This is a genomic window from Vibrio sp. J383, assembly GCF_023503985.1.
In the GTDB taxonomy this organism is placed as follows: Bacteria; Pseudomonadota; Gammaproteobacteria; order Enterobacterales; family Vibrionaceae; genus Vibrio; species Vibrio splendidus.
Genome location: NZ_CP097294.1, coordinates 182,075 through 196,081, shown reverse-complemented (window position 1 = coordinate 196,081; position 14,007 = coordinate 182,075). Strand labels below are relative to the sequence as shown.

The 14,007-nt window shown below is 45.0% G+C and carries 26 protein-coding genes and 1 other RNA gene; 1 reads left to right on the top strand and 26 read right to left on the bottom strand.

Features of this window, described 5'->3' with window-relative positions; genetic code table 11:
* Window positions 1-3: 3 nt before the first annotated feature.
* The 24 genes from M4S28_RS17440 to M4S28_RS17330 all read right to left on the bottom strand — a co-directional run bounded on the left by M4S28_RS17440 (window position 4) and on the right by M4S28_RS17330 (window position 10,536).
* Window positions 4-294 carry a VpaChn25_0724 family phage protein gene (locus M4S28_RS17440; RefSeq protein ID WP_016076437.1) on the bottom strand — a complete coding sequence of 97 codons (291 nt, stop codon included), beginning with the start codon at window positions 292-294 and terminating at the stop codon, window positions 4-6.
* An 8-nt stretch (window positions 295-302) separates the two neighbouring features.
* Window positions 303-605 (bottom strand): DUF2730 family protein, encoded by a 303-nt coding sequence (locus M4S28_RS17435; protein WP_016076438.1) that lies wholly within the window; start codon window positions 603-605, stop codon window positions 303-305.
* Entirely contained in the window at window positions 605-823 is a 219-nt protein-coding gene (locus M4S28_RS17430; RefSeq protein WP_249633342.1) for a TraR/DksA family transcriptional regulator, read from the bottom strand. Before M4S28_RS17430 ends, M4S28_RS17435 begins: the two co-directional genes overlap by 1 nt.
* The gene (locus tag M4S28_RS17425; protein WP_249633341.1) at window positions 820-1,422 is read right to left on the bottom strand and encodes a hypothetical protein; all 603 of its coding nucleotides are present in this window, start codon (window positions 1,420-1,422) and stop codon (window positions 820-822) included. Before M4S28_RS17425 ends, M4S28_RS17430 begins: the two co-directional genes overlap by 4 nt.
* A complete protein-coding gene (locus M4S28_RS26625; RefSeq protein ID WP_503031559.1) occupies window positions 1,395-1,670 on the bottom strand; it encodes a hypothetical protein in 276 nt (91 codons plus the stop codon). The genes M4S28_RS17425 and M4S28_RS26625 overlap by 28 nt, the downstream gene beginning before the upstream one ends.
* Window positions 1,671-1,672: 2 nt before the next feature.
* A complete protein-coding gene (locus M4S28_RS17420; protein ID WP_249633340.1) occupies window positions 1,673-2,095 on the bottom strand; it encodes a DUF5675 family protein in 423 nt (140 codons plus the stop codon).
* 77 nt (window positions 2,096-2,172) lie between these two features.
* A complete protein-coding gene (locus M4S28_RS17415) occupies window positions 2,173-2,706 on the bottom strand; it encodes a hypothetical protein (RefSeq protein ID WP_249633339.1) in 534 nt (177 codons plus the stop codon).
* Window positions 2,707-2,716: 10 nt separating this feature from the next.
* Window positions 2,717-3,115, bottom strand: a complete 399-nt coding sequence (locus tag M4S28_RS17410; protein WP_069669238.1) for a Mor transcription activator family protein — start codon at window positions 3,113-3,115, stop codon at window positions 2,717-2,719.
* Window positions 3,116-3,229: 114 nt separating this feature from the next.
* Window positions 3,230-3,412, bottom strand: coding sequence for a hypothetical protein (locus M4S28_RS17405; protein ID WP_249633338.1), 183 nt, complete (start codon window positions 3,410-3,412; stop codon window positions 3,230-3,232).
* On the bottom strand, window positions 3,402-3,917 hold the full coding sequence (locus tag M4S28_RS17400; RefSeq protein WP_249633337.1) for a gp16 family protein: 516 nt from the start codon (window positions 3,915-3,917) through the stop codon (window positions 3,402-3,404). The genes M4S28_RS17405 and M4S28_RS17400 overlap by 11 nt, the downstream gene beginning before the upstream one ends.
* A gap of 6 nt (window positions 3,918-3,923) precedes the next feature.
* On the bottom strand, window positions 3,924-4,268 hold the full coding sequence (locus tag M4S28_RS17395) for a hypothetical protein (RefSeq protein ID WP_102572875.1): 345 nt from the start codon (window positions 4,266-4,268) through the stop codon (window positions 3,924-3,926).
* An 8-nt stretch (window positions 4,269-4,276) separates the two neighbouring features.
* Window positions 4,277-4,513, bottom strand: coding sequence for a hypothetical protein (locus M4S28_RS17390; RefSeq protein WP_016076447.1), 237 nt, complete (start codon window positions 4,511-4,513; stop codon window positions 4,277-4,279).
* 28 nt (window positions 4,514-4,541) lie between these two features.
* An RNA gene (locus M4S28_RS17385) (hammerhead ribozyme type II) lies at window positions 4,542-4,612 on the bottom strand.
* Window positions 4,612-4,800, bottom strand: a complete 189-nt coding sequence (locus M4S28_RS17380; RefSeq protein ID WP_135381040.1) for a hypothetical protein — start codon at window positions 4,798-4,800, stop codon at window positions 4,612-4,614. The genes M4S28_RS17385 and M4S28_RS17380 overlap by 1 nt, the downstream gene beginning before the upstream one ends.
* Window positions 4,790-5,254, bottom strand: coding sequence for a hypothetical protein (locus M4S28_RS17375; protein ID WP_249633336.1), 465 nt, complete (start codon window positions 5,252-5,254; stop codon window positions 4,790-4,792). The genes M4S28_RS17380 and M4S28_RS17375 overlap by 11 nt, the downstream gene beginning before the upstream one ends.
* On the bottom strand, window positions 5,251-5,436 hold the full coding sequence (locus M4S28_RS17370; protein ID WP_016076450.1) for a hypothetical protein: 186 nt from the start codon (window positions 5,434-5,436) through the stop codon (window positions 5,251-5,253). Before M4S28_RS17370 ends, M4S28_RS17375 begins: the two co-directional genes overlap by 4 nt.
* Window positions 5,408-5,683, bottom strand: a complete 276-nt coding sequence (locus M4S28_RS17365) for a hypothetical protein (protein ID WP_249633335.1) — start codon at window positions 5,681-5,683, stop codon at window positions 5,408-5,410. The genes M4S28_RS17370 and M4S28_RS17365 overlap by 29 nt, the downstream gene beginning before the upstream one ends.
* 251 nt (window positions 5,684-5,934) lie before the next feature.
* The gene (locus M4S28_RS17360) at window positions 5,935-6,552 is read right to left on the bottom strand and encodes a DUF3164 family protein (protein ID WP_249633334.1); all 618 of its coding nucleotides are present in this window, start codon (window positions 6,550-6,552) and stop codon (window positions 5,935-5,937) included.
* Entirely contained in the window at window positions 6,545-6,751 is a 207-nt protein-coding gene (locus M4S28_RS17355; RefSeq protein WP_249633333.1) for a hypothetical protein, read from the bottom strand. The genes M4S28_RS17360 and M4S28_RS17355 overlap by 8 nt, the downstream gene beginning before the upstream one ends.
* A gap of 14 nt (window positions 6,752-6,765) precedes the next feature.
* The gene (locus tag M4S28_RS17350; RefSeq protein WP_017096627.1) at window positions 6,766-7,092 is read right to left on the bottom strand and encodes a Kil protein family; all 327 of its coding nucleotides are present in this window, start codon (window positions 7,090-7,092) and stop codon (window positions 6,766-6,768) included.
* A gap of 10 nt (window positions 7,093-7,102) precedes the next feature.
* Window positions 7,103-7,333 carry a hypothetical protein gene (locus M4S28_RS17345; protein ID WP_249633332.1) on the bottom strand — a complete coding sequence of 77 codons (231 nt, stop codon included), beginning with the start codon at window positions 7,331-7,333 and terminating at the stop codon, window positions 7,103-7,105.
* Window positions 7,334-7,341: 8 nt separating this feature from the next.
* Entirely contained in the window at window positions 7,342-8,289 is a 948-nt protein-coding gene (locus M4S28_RS17340) for an AAA family ATPase (RefSeq protein WP_249633331.1), read from the bottom strand.
* A 34-nt stretch (window positions 8,290-8,323) separates the two neighbouring features.
* Window positions 8,324-10,309: a transposase domain-containing protein gene (locus M4S28_RS17335; RefSeq protein WP_249633330.1), complete on the bottom strand. Its 1,986-nt coding sequence runs from the start codon at window positions 10,307-10,309 to the stop codon at window positions 8,324-8,326.
* Between the two features lie 11 nt (window positions 10,310-10,320).
* Window positions 10,321-10,536 carry a helix-turn-helix domain-containing protein gene (locus tag M4S28_RS17330; protein ID WP_017096631.1) on the bottom strand — a complete coding sequence of 72 codons (216 nt, stop codon included), beginning with the start codon at window positions 10,534-10,536 and terminating at the stop codon, window positions 10,321-10,323.
* Between the two features lie 221 nt (window positions 10,537-10,757).
* Between M4S28_RS17330 and M4S28_RS17325 the strand changes: the two genes are divergently transcribed.
* Window positions 10,758-11,423, top strand: a complete 666-nt coding sequence (locus tag M4S28_RS17325; protein WP_249633329.1) for a helix-turn-helix domain-containing protein — start codon at window positions 10,758-10,760, stop codon at window positions 11,421-11,423.
* A gap of 242 nt (window positions 11,424-11,665) precedes the next feature.
* On the opposite strand, the gene guaD is transcribed toward M4S28_RS17325, so the two are convergent.
* Together guaD and xdhC are read right to left on the bottom strand one after the other, a co-directional pair.
* On the bottom strand, window positions 11,666-12,985 hold the full coding sequence (gene guaD / locus M4S28_RS17320; protein WP_249633328.1) for a guanine deaminase: 1,320 nt from the start codon (window positions 12,983-12,985) through the stop codon (window positions 11,666-11,668).
* Between the two features lie 59 nt (window positions 12,986-13,044).
* Window positions 13,045-13,926, bottom strand: coding sequence for a xanthine dehydrogenase accessory protein XdhC (xdhC, locus tag M4S28_RS17315; protein ID WP_249633327.1), 882 nt, complete (start codon window positions 13,924-13,926; stop codon window positions 13,045-13,047).
* Window positions 13,927-14,007 lie beyond the last annotated feature (81 nt).

Here is a 14,007-nt window from a genome sequence, read left to right as displayed (position 1 = left end):
CTCCTAAGCGCGTGGACGTTTTACGCCAGGAACAATGGCTTGGCCTGTTGCCACATCTTCACCACGGCCTGTAAGTTTTGCGACTTGGCAATCTAATACAGTACGAATGCTAATTAGCCCTTGCTCTTCAAGCCAAGATAAATGCGTACGAACTGCATCACGGCTGATGTTGTGACCGTAAGTATCAAGGCAAGAATCAAGGATAGATTCGTTCGCTTCATACCCTGTCATGTCATGAAGTGACCGTAAGATCACAAGACGCTGGTCTTCTTTTAATAACTCTTTAAAGCCCATAACAATTCCTATTTATCATCTTTTAAACGTTGTTCTAATAACAGTTGAGCGAGGTGTTCTACAGGTTGTATTTGTGCCCGTAGCTCTTTCATCTCACCGCGTGTGTTTGCCATTTCAAGCAATAGCTGCGTGACTTGTTGCTGAGTGGGTAGATTGTCAATCTGCGTTTGTAGTTCGTCCACTTTACGTCCTACCTTTTCTAGGTCTTCTCGCTTGGCGTACGTTTTAGAAAGCAAGGCAAGGACTAACATCCCCAATGTGCTCAACGCAGCCCATGCGATAGGCCAATAAGTTTTGATCCACAACTCCATTAATGTGGCTCCTTATGTGATTGACAACTGACGCAGCGCACCGCATTTGGCAGCGCTTCTAATCGCTGGGTTGGGATGGTGTCACCACAACTTAAGCAATAGCGATTACCGTGTTCATCTTCGTCGGGCTGTTCTATGCAGCGTGTACGTTGATGAGCAATGGCTTTTTCTCTGAAGGTTTGCTCAAGCTCTTGAGCCTTATCGAACCGGTCGGTCATTTGCGCCCCTTGATCACACTTCCGATAGCACTCGTTATCTTATCGCCACTCGACTTAGAGTAAGGGGCAAAACCATCAAGTGAACGCAATCCATGGTAAGAAAATGCCAAAGCATAAAGTGTTAAGGCGATAGCGATATCAGGCCCTGACTCGGAAAAGCCAAACACCTTAGCAGCCGTCATTAAGAAGATATAAAGCGTACCTGCCCAAAAGCTTTGACGAGCTTGCTTCGGTCGCGTTTGGCGAACGTATTCGTCTTTGGCATTATCACCATTACGAATCGTCACTTGAGTTTCATGATGTTCGGCTTGTTTATCACCAAGCGTGAGTTCTTGGCGGCGAGTCTTTTCCTTTTCTAACTCGACCTTAATATTCTCAAGTTCAACCAAAGATTCAGGTGGCAAGTTTTGCAGGGCGCGAGTAACGGCCAACTCTTTCTGTGCCTTGTTAGCACCAAACATTGAATCGGCTTGCTCTACCGCTTCAGCTACTTTGTCTGCCGTTTCACTACCACCAAACAAACTTGATATGCCGCGAATAGCAGCAGGGCCATATTCCATGGCAAGCGAAGCTACCCCCGCGATGACTGAAAGTGACATTCTCTTAAGCTCCTGATTTTTGAAACTAGGTCATTCCCTTGTGGCGTTTTCGCAATACCAAGGTGGCGATCAATTTCATTTTGAGAGACACGGCTCCACGCTTTCGAAAAGTAACTTTGCATGGTGGCATCGTGGCTAAATAAAGGCGGGTTTAATGGGACTTCAACACCTGTTTGAAAAGCATTCAACTCGGCATCGAGGCGCTGTTCGCGCCCTCGTTGTTTGGCAAAGTCCCAATTGCGTCCCATGGTTACGCTCGACGAATAACAAGCTTGGCTTTTTCACCACCAAGGTGAGCCATAAAATAATCGAAGGCCGTGCCTGAATTGATAACAGCCCATTCATTATTCACCACACCAAAGTCCATGCCTGGTGCAATACAACCTTCAAGCTGTGCTGCTCGGTTTGCTTTGTGGATAAGAATATGAGTTCGTTGAGAAGGGCCGAATCGAGTAACACCAAGGGTAGGTGCTTCTAGTGCGTAGCATTTGCCAAACTTCGGGCTGTCATGTGGTAGTAGGTCGTAGGTGCCTTCTGGAATACATGAAATGCCAGCTTGGTTATTTTTCCAAGGTCGTTCAACGGTCTTGAGAATAGCGTTTCCATTCTCATCGCACAGATAAGAAAAAACACCATGAGCGAAATAATTGCGATGGAGAGTTAGGGTTTTCATAGCACAACCAGTTTAGTAATGGGGTTACGTTTAACTGATTGTGCTTCTTGTATAGGAGGGAGGTTAATTAACCTTTGTTATTGAATACTTACTGTGAACATCTCTTTTTTGTCACTATACCATTCAATCATAAAATCCGAAATGCCACGGTTTTCTCCCACTGACCAAGTCATACGGCAGTGCCTAACTTCAGCACTTTTATCATAGCTTACTTGGGCGTAATCAGATAAGGAATAACCCGCACCATAATTATCGGTTACAACTTCATTTATTAGGTCAATCGCTTCTTGGCTATCGCATGTAGGAATAGCTCCAGCGCTGAAGCTTTTATACGGTATACCGAAAACCACTATAACGGCAATAAGCAACACAACTTTTTGCCCAGTAGTAACAACGTCCGAACTAGGGTTTAACGCCGCTTTTTCTATAAATGTCTTACGTTTAACTAAGTAATATGGAAAGCAAATAATCCAAATAAGAAGACAACCTAATGCCATCTTAAATGGTGAGGGGGTATCTGATTCAGCACTGCCTAACTTATTAGACCTAGCATCATAGAAAACCCAAAATGAGGAGAGAGCAGTAGCAATAGATATAACAAATAATTCCACAATATGTTCCTTAAAATAAATTCGGTTGACGGTTCTTAACTTCTATCTTGCGCATTTTAGCCACTACGCGATAGATATGCTGCATACTTTTATCGTATTTACGTGACAGCTCTTCAACATTCGCACCATTGAACTCACGCCAGATAGACAGGTTCATGATTTCAGACTCAAGCTGCCTGCCGCGTGGAAGGTAAAGCTGAACACCACCAAACTCTTTGCAAATACGGTGCAGTAAAACCACCGCAAGCTTTGGATCGGTTTCGTTCTTAACGAGTTCATCTTTAAATATGCAGTAGATTTGGCGCATGGCTTCTGGCCATCGTTGGTGCTCTTCATCGTCTGCTAGTTTTTCAACTTCTTCCAGGCTTACATTCTTGTAGCCAAACAAGTCTTGGTTTTCTTCACTCATCACTGCCTCCCATCCACATGGCATAACTTCACATAATATGAATATAAAAACACCCCGCTTAGCGAGGTGTTTTTAGTATATGGCAGTGTTTACTGGTGGGGCACGTTAAGCAGGTTACCCCATAAAATCAGCAATTACTGTCGATTCATTACCATCAAGATTATGAATGACGCTAAAGACCAAATATTTCTTTCCATCAACAAGTAGGTTATCGCCTTTATTGATAGGTTGATTGTGAGAAATGTTCATTTTTGAATACTTAGCGTCTGTTTCATTTAGTACTAGTTTATATTCCATAGAAATTTTCCTCATAGTATTCAGCTAATAGCTCGTAACCAGCTGGGCCTGTGCAATCGCTGTTCGATGGAATGCGACCACCACTTTTAGTGATCACCTCGGCCATTAATCGATAGTGCCATTTCTTTAAAGCTTCCAACACTTCAGCCGCTTGAGCTGACTTAAGCCAAACCGCCTTTTCAATGCCACGTCCATTTGATGCAGTCGTCATGCGTTTCACATAAGCATCAATGGCAACGTCGTTCGCATTGCGGATAAAGCCTTGTTTGTGCATGGTACGCCAAATTGCACGAATCTTTGCCACTTCTGGCGCTCTTGCTTGTGGTTTGCGTTTTGGTTTAAAGCCTAGCGCTTTCATTCTGTCTAACACTTTGGTTAGTTGAATGTCGTTCAAGCCTTTTGCACTTCGCTTACCTGTGCATTGCTCAAGAACGTCACGATAAGAATCATCTTCCATTGCAAGATCACGCTTAGCGATTTGGACAAGTTTGAGTAAGTTAGACATTTTGACTTACCCCTGTTTTTTAGCTTCGTTGATTGCACATGTTCGACCAGCTCTCCAATACCGCATAGCCATTCGTCTTTTGTTTGATGGTAATTTTGCCATCACATTCTTTACCATCTTCGTGGTCAGTGGATGCTCAAATGACTCGTATCCATCCACCTCATACTCATCTGCCTGATACTTAACCCATGACTTAGGGTTACAAGCAGGGCAAGGCATGTCGCCGCCATTGTCTAAATAAGAATCTCCATTCTCGTCTCTACCACCACTATCTAGATCCCATAGGTATCCATCAATGCAAGTTGAATCTAGATAACGAGCTCCAAAGTCATACCCTTGATAATCACACATATTGCCTCCTAAGCCGCTTTACGTTTGGCGTTCTTGCATTCCAACTGACAAGCTTTGCACCAACTCTGCAACCCATCGGGGTTCCTTCTGCATGGCGACCAGAACAAGGTGTCTTGCGGCCAGTACTCTTGGCAGTGTGGGCACCATTTCTGCAAGCCTAGTTCAGCATCGAGTATGGCTTTACCATTCGCTAAGCGGCGTTGTAATAAACCTGCTTTCATTAGTGGTGTGTATTCACCAAACATAATAAAAACCTCCTATAGCTTTGTGTTGTACTGGCTGCTCATCAGTACCTAGCAACCACGCTAGGCAGACAAGCAAGGCGAACCTTGCTTGTTTCGCTTTATTGCTCTGCATCCTGATAATGCTTCGATGGTAATATTCGATCTTGCCCCTCAGTGATAGAGAGCATGATTTTGATCACTTCTGGTCTCAGGAAGTACCCGTGCTCTAACGTTGCTTCAGCTAGAGTTTCAAGCGCACTACTTGCAAAGGCCAATTCTTCCTGTGGTGATGGTTCTCTAATCTTCATGCTCAACCTCCTTCAAGCACGTTGCTTTAGTCAGCTCTAACCCTTCAAGCTTTTTGAACTGACGACACAGCACAGAAGCTTTCGAGAAGCTAGGGACATGAAAAGCATGAATATCGTGCAAGTCTGGGTACTCTTTTTTTGTGCGACGTTTGCCGTATATTTTCTCAATCTGTTTTTTGAACTTTGTGGGATATTTAGCTTTGGTTTTTAAGCACCACACCTCGCTCAAAATGCTTGGCGCATCTTCGGTGAAACTGATACCACCTTTAAAACTCACCCATGCACCTTTGATGTGGCCATCAACGTAGACTTGAAGACAGGTTTTCGATTCAGACTCACGAACGCGTTGCACTGACACTTCATAACCTTTGTAATTAAAAGCGATATCAACCCAACCACCTGCCATTTCCGCTTCAATCTCAGCCCATATTTCTTTTGTAATTGGTTTGCTCATTCTTCATATTCCTTTTCATTGCTTGATATGGATTTCACTCGCTTCGCTTTGGGCAGTGGCGTATTGCGCCAATCACCGCAGTGGTTATCTGCCCATTGTTCTGCTTCGACTTGAGAGCAGCGGCGAAACTTCATGATGTACTTGATTAACTGGTTAGGCCGCTTCGCTTTCGTCTTTTCCATTGAGTTCATCCATCATGTCTTCGTACTCTTCACGAACGTTCGAACTTGACTGGTTTAAAATGAACTTCAGTGCTGCGATATAGCCTTCTTCAAAAGTGCTATCTGGAAATGCAGTGCCATCGTTTTCAATTAAGGCTTCAGCCATTTCAATTTCTAGATCAATCACTCTGCGAGTGTGGGCGGTAGTGAAAGAACGTTGCAGTGGGTTAGCTGTATGCATGTTGATACCCTCTATTCCGTTTGTCATAAACGGTCACAATGTTGTTGTTTCGAATTAGGAAGTAGGCGCAGTCACTTTCTAAAATTCGCTTTGGCTGCCAACCTGATTCGCATTTCATTATTCTTCGCAGTCTGTTCTTGCTTGGGAGGTTAGCTTTCGCCACCGCCTCTACAAGTTGTGGAAGGCTGCGACCCGTACGTTGTCGCCATCTTTCGATAGCATGGCGACTGACGTTTATCTCTCCATATCGGGTGCTTATCAGTAACATTCACACCTCGCTATAGCTTGGCGATATCAAGAGCGATTTGTTTGTACTGACCATCACCTTGGCGTTCATAGATTCGAAGGTAAGGCGTTTTACCAACAACCTTGATTGAATCGGCAATGGCGTCCATCGCTTCTAACCAATCAGGGTCGGTAATGTTTAGCTGGCGAAGGCTAAGCACTTGGTTTACATCGATGTGACCTTGTTTGTTTACGCGGAAAGACAAATCAACCAGGGCTTTAATTTCATCGCTTGAATTTTCATTCCAACGGTTAATGCATTCGTCAATTTTTGCCTTAGCCGCTTGGATGCGCTCATCGAACACACGGTGCTCTCCAATTGAGCGTTGCACCTTGTATTTGCCATCAAACGAAAGCAGCGTAACGTTGCCTTTGGTGCCACCGTATTTCACATCAAATTCAGCAGAGCTTAGGTCTACAAAATCCGCGACGTTCTGCATGACTTCTTTTTTAAACAGCGCAAGGGTTTCCTGTGTCGCAATCGCTTTTTGTACGATGTCGGCAACAACATCATCACGCAGTAAATCAACGTCTTTGATTTTGCTTACTGGTACTTGGTGGCCTTGGCCGTTGAAGCGGAAACCTTCTTGTGGTTGGGTTTGATTAGTCATTGTTTTTCTCCACGATATTGAATGTAAAAGTGCCGTCTTTTTCGGTAACTTCAACTTCGTCGAAGTCACGTGCATCTAGATCTTCAATGGCAGTTTCAAGAGTGAACAAATCATCTTTAACGGCTTCTACTTTCTTTTCTAAGTGCTGACGTTGCTCTTCTAAAAGCTCTATGTATTTTTCTTTGCTAATGGTTTTCATTTGGTTCTCACTTATTAAAAATTCTTAGGTTGTACCGCAATAAGCTCAGGTGCGTATGGGTTTAAGTACTGAGTCATGTACTTCGCGTTGATGTTGTCGGTCTCACTTTCCACCCAACGAACTAGACAACCGCTAAGCTTTGCGATGTGTGAAACTTTAAGTGTCTTACCCGCCTGTTCACGCACTTCGTTTGATTTACTAACAAGCCATACAGGTGGAAACTCGATGGTAATAACAGGGATGGCAATGCCAGTGCTTACATTCACAATCAAGCTTCCTGCCGTTTCTAATCGAGACAGGGCATTTGCCACAGCGCGACGTTTTTCATTTAGATGCATCATTGCTTTCTCCTTAGCCAACCATGGTTGGGTAAATGCCAGTTCGTCTTGGGTTTTCTTCTTCCCATTCTTTCTTTGCTGCTTTTGCATGAGCTGGGCAGTAATGGTCACAGGCCATCGAATCCACGAACCATTCGCCTAACTCAAAAACAGCGTCTTCTGCATTCGCTGGGTCAAAACATTCGAGTTCGGCTTCTTCATTGCAGCCAGCGGCATCACAACGAACCATTGCTTTGAACGTCATATCTCACCTCAATCGTTGGTTTCTAATTCAGCAAACGCTTTGCGTAGCACTTGCTCACTAATGGTTTGGCCTTTGGCAAACATCGCCGCCAGTTTGAGTGTTTTGCTTAGCAATCTAAGGCCACCTGGGCGCTCACTGATTTGCAGCATTAACCCGCGTTCAGACTCACCGTTTACGTTCCATGCATCAGCAATGGCACGAACGTCTGCTTGCTTGGTTTTGTGGATGCCACGCTTCTTCGCAATGCGAGAGAACAAGCGCGCAAAATCTTCATTACGGCGACCACCTGTAAGCTGCGTGTAAACCTTGTTGTTACCCACTAGCACCATGCCAACGCCCGTTTCTTCTTGCAGAATTCGCAGCTCTTCCAGTGTTGGGTAGTCAAGGTGATCCGCTTCATCAATCACCACCAACCCTTCGCTACCAATCAGGCGGTTTCGGATAACGCGAGACAGTGGGCCTTTACGGCGTGGCGCATCGTCCATGCCTAGTTCCATAGCCAGTTCATATAGGCACTCAGTAAGGCTTGAACGGCTTGGGCTTGAAGTGATCATCCATACGTTGTTGTTGCTTCGTTTGTATTCGCGCAGCGCTTCTGATTTACCCACACCAGACGCCCCAAAAATAACCACGATAGATTCGGTCACTTGGGCATACATCATGTCGTCGGTCAGCTGCTTAGCCGTTGGTGTCATCACAAAGCCAGGGTCTTTGCTTGGCGTGGCATTACGCTGTTCTCTCATGCGTAACCACTGGTTCAGTTTTTCAATCATCTTGGCTGGGTCAGCTTTGTATGAACCGTTCAATATTTGGCTTAGCGTGGCAGGTGATACGCTGATCTCTTTTGCAATCTGAGACGCTGAAACAGCCTTCGATTCTGTTAATGCACGAATGCGCATTAATATGTCGGTTTGCTTAGCCTCTGCATTGCCTAGTTCAACTACGTTTGTACTCATATCAATCTCCATTTATGGAAGGTTTAAATAGGGTTTAAAGCTTGTTTTTGTATTTCTGTTCAAACAGGTTTGAAACGCTTTGGCTGAAGTTCTGTTCGTAATCTTCGTCTTCATCTTCTAGCGCTATGGCCTTAGCCGCCGTGTTGCCAATCGATACGGGTCTGAATGGTTCAACCACTTTGCTTTCAGGTAGCACTTCTTCTTCAAGCGGCTTCATCATTGCAGCCACTTCCAGTGCATCCATTTCTGTTTGAGCTTGCGCAGCAATCTTGTTCGCTTTGGTAAATTGTGTGCGCTTGCGTTTGTGCTCTCTTGCCGCTTGCGTATCGCCAAATCCAGTCTTATCAAGACATTCAGCGGTACAAATTCGAACGCCATTCAAGGTGTAAACCTCGATAGATTCATGCAGCTTTAATGGGTCGAAACGTGCCACGAGTTTTTGGCCAACATGGTTCATCATCGACTCGCTGTAATAGCGGTTCTTACGGCCTTTCAAACTTCCGCCAGCGTCCAGTGAAATGGTGCCGTGTTTAGACACTCTTACTGCCTCGGCTTGTAGCATCATCATTTGCAATTGGTCGGTGGTTGCCTTGCGTATTGCTGCCGTTTCATAACTGGCATTGAACGCTTGGTTAAAGCTCATAAACCCTTTGCACACTTCGGTGTTCCGGTTCTCTTTCGCGTTATACATTTCCACGCCTTTAGCGATGGCTTGTAGAAAGTCTTCCGCGTCGATCGCCTTGCTTCCGTAGTTGTCTGGTTTTGCCATTGGGTTCGGGCCTGTATAAGCGCCACGGCAAAGTGGATGTTTATCGATGTACTCTTCAAGGCCACCCACACCAAACGCACGTTCTATCGGTTTGGCTTGGCCGTGGCCTTTGCCTAATATCACGCTCGACCAGTGCAACTTGATATTCATCATTGGGATGATGCCAAGTGGATCGTCTGCTTTTACTTTGAAGCGGTAACGGTTAGGAACGCCGCCCGTCATCCATTTATTTGCAGCGGCTCTGGTGTTATCCAAAGTCAGTTCTTTAGGCACACCGAACCTTTCACAAACGTCCATTAATGAAAGACGAATGCTGTCTGTGTTTTCACTAATGTCGCAACGCCAACCAATAATTTTGCGGCTGTAAATGTCTTGCCAAAACCACGTTTTAGGACGAAGAATTTCACCGTTAAACCACTTAACAAACACGTTATGTTGATAGCCATCGCCGTTAATCCATTCCAGAGCGTGAAGCCCTTCAACGGTACGTTCTTGCGGTGGGAACATTTGGTGCAGTGCGTGTTCACCTTCACGAAGCATGATGCGTTGCTGCACTGGCACTTCATGTTTCATTCGACGATCTAAGCTTTTTAGACTTGGAACTTTCCAACCCTTCGAAGGGGCTGTATCAATAAGGCGTTCGTAACAAACGGTCATTGTTGGTTGCTCTAGGCTCAAGTAGTCAGCTTTGAAAAACTCCCACGCTTCAGGTGTGATGTAGGCAAACTGATTCGGCTTTTGAGTTTGGGATGATTCAAAGTTTTTAGGCAGCAGAGCTGGAGCCCAATCACATTCGTCTATTCCTTTCACCTTCGCGCAGCTGCGGCGCAAAGTAGAAAGTGCCACGCCATATTCTTCAGAGACCGATTGGTAAGCGTCCATCAACTTGATGCCGTTATTCTTAAGTGCAAACACAGCTTGAACGGTGCGCAATGCTTGCTGTGCTTTCTCTTTGGCAGCGTTGTTGTTCTTACTCCAACGAGCCCAAAGCGCTTCACGGCAATACGACTGCTCGCTTTTCTTTTTCGGCAACTCAAGAACCTGATCGCCAACTTGAACTTTGCCTTGTTTTCTCATCAAGGCGGTTTGAACCTGGACTGGAAGAGTGGATACTCGATACTCAAGTACACGTCCTTTAACGCCTTTAGCTTGTTGCTTTTGCCATCCTTCCTTTCTCGCTCTATACGATATTCCTTGAGGTGTTTCGGGCAACCCTGCAACTCCTAAAAGGTCTTTAGCTAGAATCCACATAAGTCCTCCTTCTAGTATCGGCTAGGCCAGATAACTGATGGTTGAACCCCAATTGCTTCTGCAATGATTTTTTCAGCTTTTGGGTATTTGACGCGCATAGCGTTTCTTAATGTGCTTGCTGCTAGACCTTCTCTAACTGAAAGCTGAGTAAGAGAAATTCCTTTCTTATGAAGTGCGGCCACGATGTCTACACGGTGCCAATCTGCATTGTTTGTTTCTTTATCCATTTCATGTCACCATTTAAAGTTAGTAATCGGTGTAACTCTGTGCGTTTACCCCGTTGTGTATGAAAGAGATTAGATTGAAAGAAACGTTAAAGCAACTGCTTTCTTTTAAAAATCTAGCAATTCTGTGATGATTTTATTTAAGTTGTTGTTTTGTATTGACTAAAAATTAAAAGAAAAAGCAAATCTTAAAAGCAAGATAGCTTTCTTTTTAGGTGGTTTAAATGAAAGAGTGGTTTTTAACAAGTGACTTGGTTGGAAAGAACGGGATGCCAGATACTCCCCAAGGAGTAACTAATAAAGCTAGGAATGAAGAATGGAAGAAACGAAAGGCTCCAGGGGTGAAAGGGAGAGCATTTGAATACCACAGAAGCAGCCTTCCTCAATCAGTTATAGACTCCTTAGAAAACAACGAGGTACGAGAGCCTTCTGTTGCCTATCTTGGTGATACTATTAAAATTCCCGTCTATGATGTCACTGTGTCTGCGGGGCATGGTTGCGTCCCATACGAACAAGACCAAGCTAATGAATACGTAGCAATCCAGAAAGAGCTTCTATCGCTCTATGGCGTAACGAACCGTAGAGAGCTATTCATTCTTCCTGTAAAGGGCGACTCCATGGAGCCCACGCTCTATGAAGATGACCTGGTGCTAATACAACGGATAAATTTAGATAGCTTTTTACATGAAGGGGTTTATGTCATTCGTCTGAAAGATGATCTATTCATAAAGAGAATTCAATACAACCATATAAAACAGACACTTAAAATAAAAAGCGATAACAAAGAGTACGACGAAATGTTTTTCTCAGGAGATGACCTAAATGATATTGAGGTCATTGGTGAAGCGGTGCGTGTTCTGATGACGAGGATTAGAAAGGTTAGACTTTAACGCCTCACGTTTTAAATGTTTAAACTCGATTTAAACAGCGAACAAACAAAAACAGTCAGTGCTCACTTTGATAGTCTAAATCACATAAATTAGAAAGGATTTCTCAAATCAGCTAAAATTGCTCAACAGCCAAAAACGCAAGCGGGGCTCAAGACCTAAAATCTCAAACCCCGCACTGTATCTAGCTTCAAGCCTAATTTTCTCCCACTTGATCCCTCAAAGGTCCGTTAGATCCCTAACCCTCACTTATTGTTCATATCATTAGTCTCTATACATTCGCCATAGATGTAAGTCTCGCTAACGGTTCTGTCGTCACCTAAACTCATCAATACAAACAGCTTCTCTTCAAGCTTGGTGGTCTGTTCCATTCTAAAGCGCATCAGCTGAGTTGCGTGTAGATCCAACACCACGAAATCCGCTTCTTTACCCACTTCCAAGTTACCAATCTTGTCTTCTAAATGCAGCGAACGTGCGCCGCCTAGTGTTGCCAAGAACAGCGACTTAGCTGGGTGCAGCTTCTTATGCTGTAACTGCATGATCTTGTACGCTTCACTCATGGTTTGCAGGATTGAGAAGCTGGTGCCTGCGCCTACATCAGTACCCACGCCGACACGAATACCGTGATCTTCCATCTCTGGTAATCGGAACAACCCCGAGCCTAAGAAAAGGTTAGAAGTTGGGCAGAAGGCGATGGCAGATTCAGTATCGGCAAGGCGTTTACATTCACAATCAGAAAGGTGAATACCATGAGCAAATACCGAACGTTTGTGAAGCAGTCCGTAATGGTCATAGACATCTAGGTAGCTGTCGCGTTCTGGGAACAGCGATTTCACCCACTCGATCTCTTTCTCGTTTTCAGAAAGGTGAGTGTGCATGTACACATCTGGGTACTCTTCTAGCAGTTTACCGACAGTAGCAAGTTGTTCTGGTGTGCTGGTTGGCGCAAAACGAGGTGTCACCGCGTAAAGCAAACGGCCGCGGTTATGCCATTTTTCGATCAGCTCCTTAGAGTCTGCGTAGCCAGATTCTGGTGTGTCGGTGAGGTAATCTGGCGCATTGCGATCCATCAGAACCTTACCCGCGATCATACGTAGATTACGCTTCTCAGCTTCTTCAAAGAATACGTTAACCGACTCTTTGTGTACCGTGCCAAATACCAGTGCCGTGGTGGTGCCGTTGCTGGCTAACTCGTCTAGGAATAGCTTAGCGACTTTGTGCGCGTAGACTGGGTTTTTGAAGCGCTTTTCTTCTGGGAAGGTGTAGTTCTCTAACCAATCAAGAAGTTGCTCACCGTAAGACGCGATCATCCCTGTTTGAGGGTAGTGGATGTGCGTATCAATAAAGCCAGAGGTGATCAGCTTGTCTTTGTATTGTTTTACTTCGAGTGTTTTAGGTTGGCGAGCTAATACTTCGTCGGCATGGCCTAAGTCGACGACATGGCCGTCCTCAACCACTAAAACACCGTCTTCAAAATAGTCGTAAGACTCATCGATACCGACGTCTTTTGGGTCGGCGACGCTGTGTAAAATACTGGCGCGATAAGCTTTGCGTTGCGTTGTCATGTTTACTTCCTTTTAATGACTTCAGCGACTTTATGGCCACTGAAGCTTTGCGACTTTTATTAGGCGATCTTCTCTTCCAATGGTGGTTCGCCTACGTCGCTTGGTTGACTGTGTTGATCGGTCAAATCCTGATTTCGATAGTGTTTGGTTGGGCGCTTTTGTTCAAGTGCTTGGCCTTGATAGTGTGCGATCAGTTCACCAGCAACCGACACCGCAATTTCGGCAGGATGTTTGCCATTCACCGCACTAATACCAATAGGGCAAAGCATGGTTTCAATTTGTTCTTGGCTATAGCCGCGCTGCTCTAAGCGGAAGTCGAACTTCTTGCGCTTAGTTAGCGAACCAATCATACCGAAGTAACGGCTGTCTTCACGGTCGATGATGGCTTTGGTTAAATCGAAATCAAGCTGGTGGTTGTGGGTCATCACAAGGTAATAGCTGTTCGGTGGCATGTGTTTCACTTCACCGACTGGATCGTCGCTTACTAGCTTTTTCACACCGTGTGGCAGCGTTTCAGGGAATACTTCTTCACGTTCATCAATCCAGGTCACGCGGAAGGGCAGGGTTGCGACAATGTGCAGCAGCGCTTTGGCAACATGGCCTGCGCCGAACAGCACAAGGTGGTTTTGCTGAGTGCCAATCGGCTCAAAGCTTAACGTTGCCATTCCGCCACAACATTGGCCTAAACGAGCACCTAGGTTGAAGCGTTCTACTTTGAGTGATTTTTCGCTGGCAATCAGCATCTCGCGAGCCATTTTAGTAGCCACATGTTCAAGGTGACCACCACCAATCGTGGCGATGATCCGGTCGCGAGTGACAAGCATCTTGGTGCCCGCATCACGTGGAACGGAGCCTCTGTCTTCAAGAACCGTCACCATCACACAAGGTTCGTAGTTCTCTTCCAGTTTTGCCAGTTCGTGAATCCAATTATCCTTAAACATACGTCCTCCTAAATCCCTTTTATGCTTCCTAAGCTATTTATAGGTGCTCTAAGCTATTTATTGCGCCCTAAGCGGTCTATA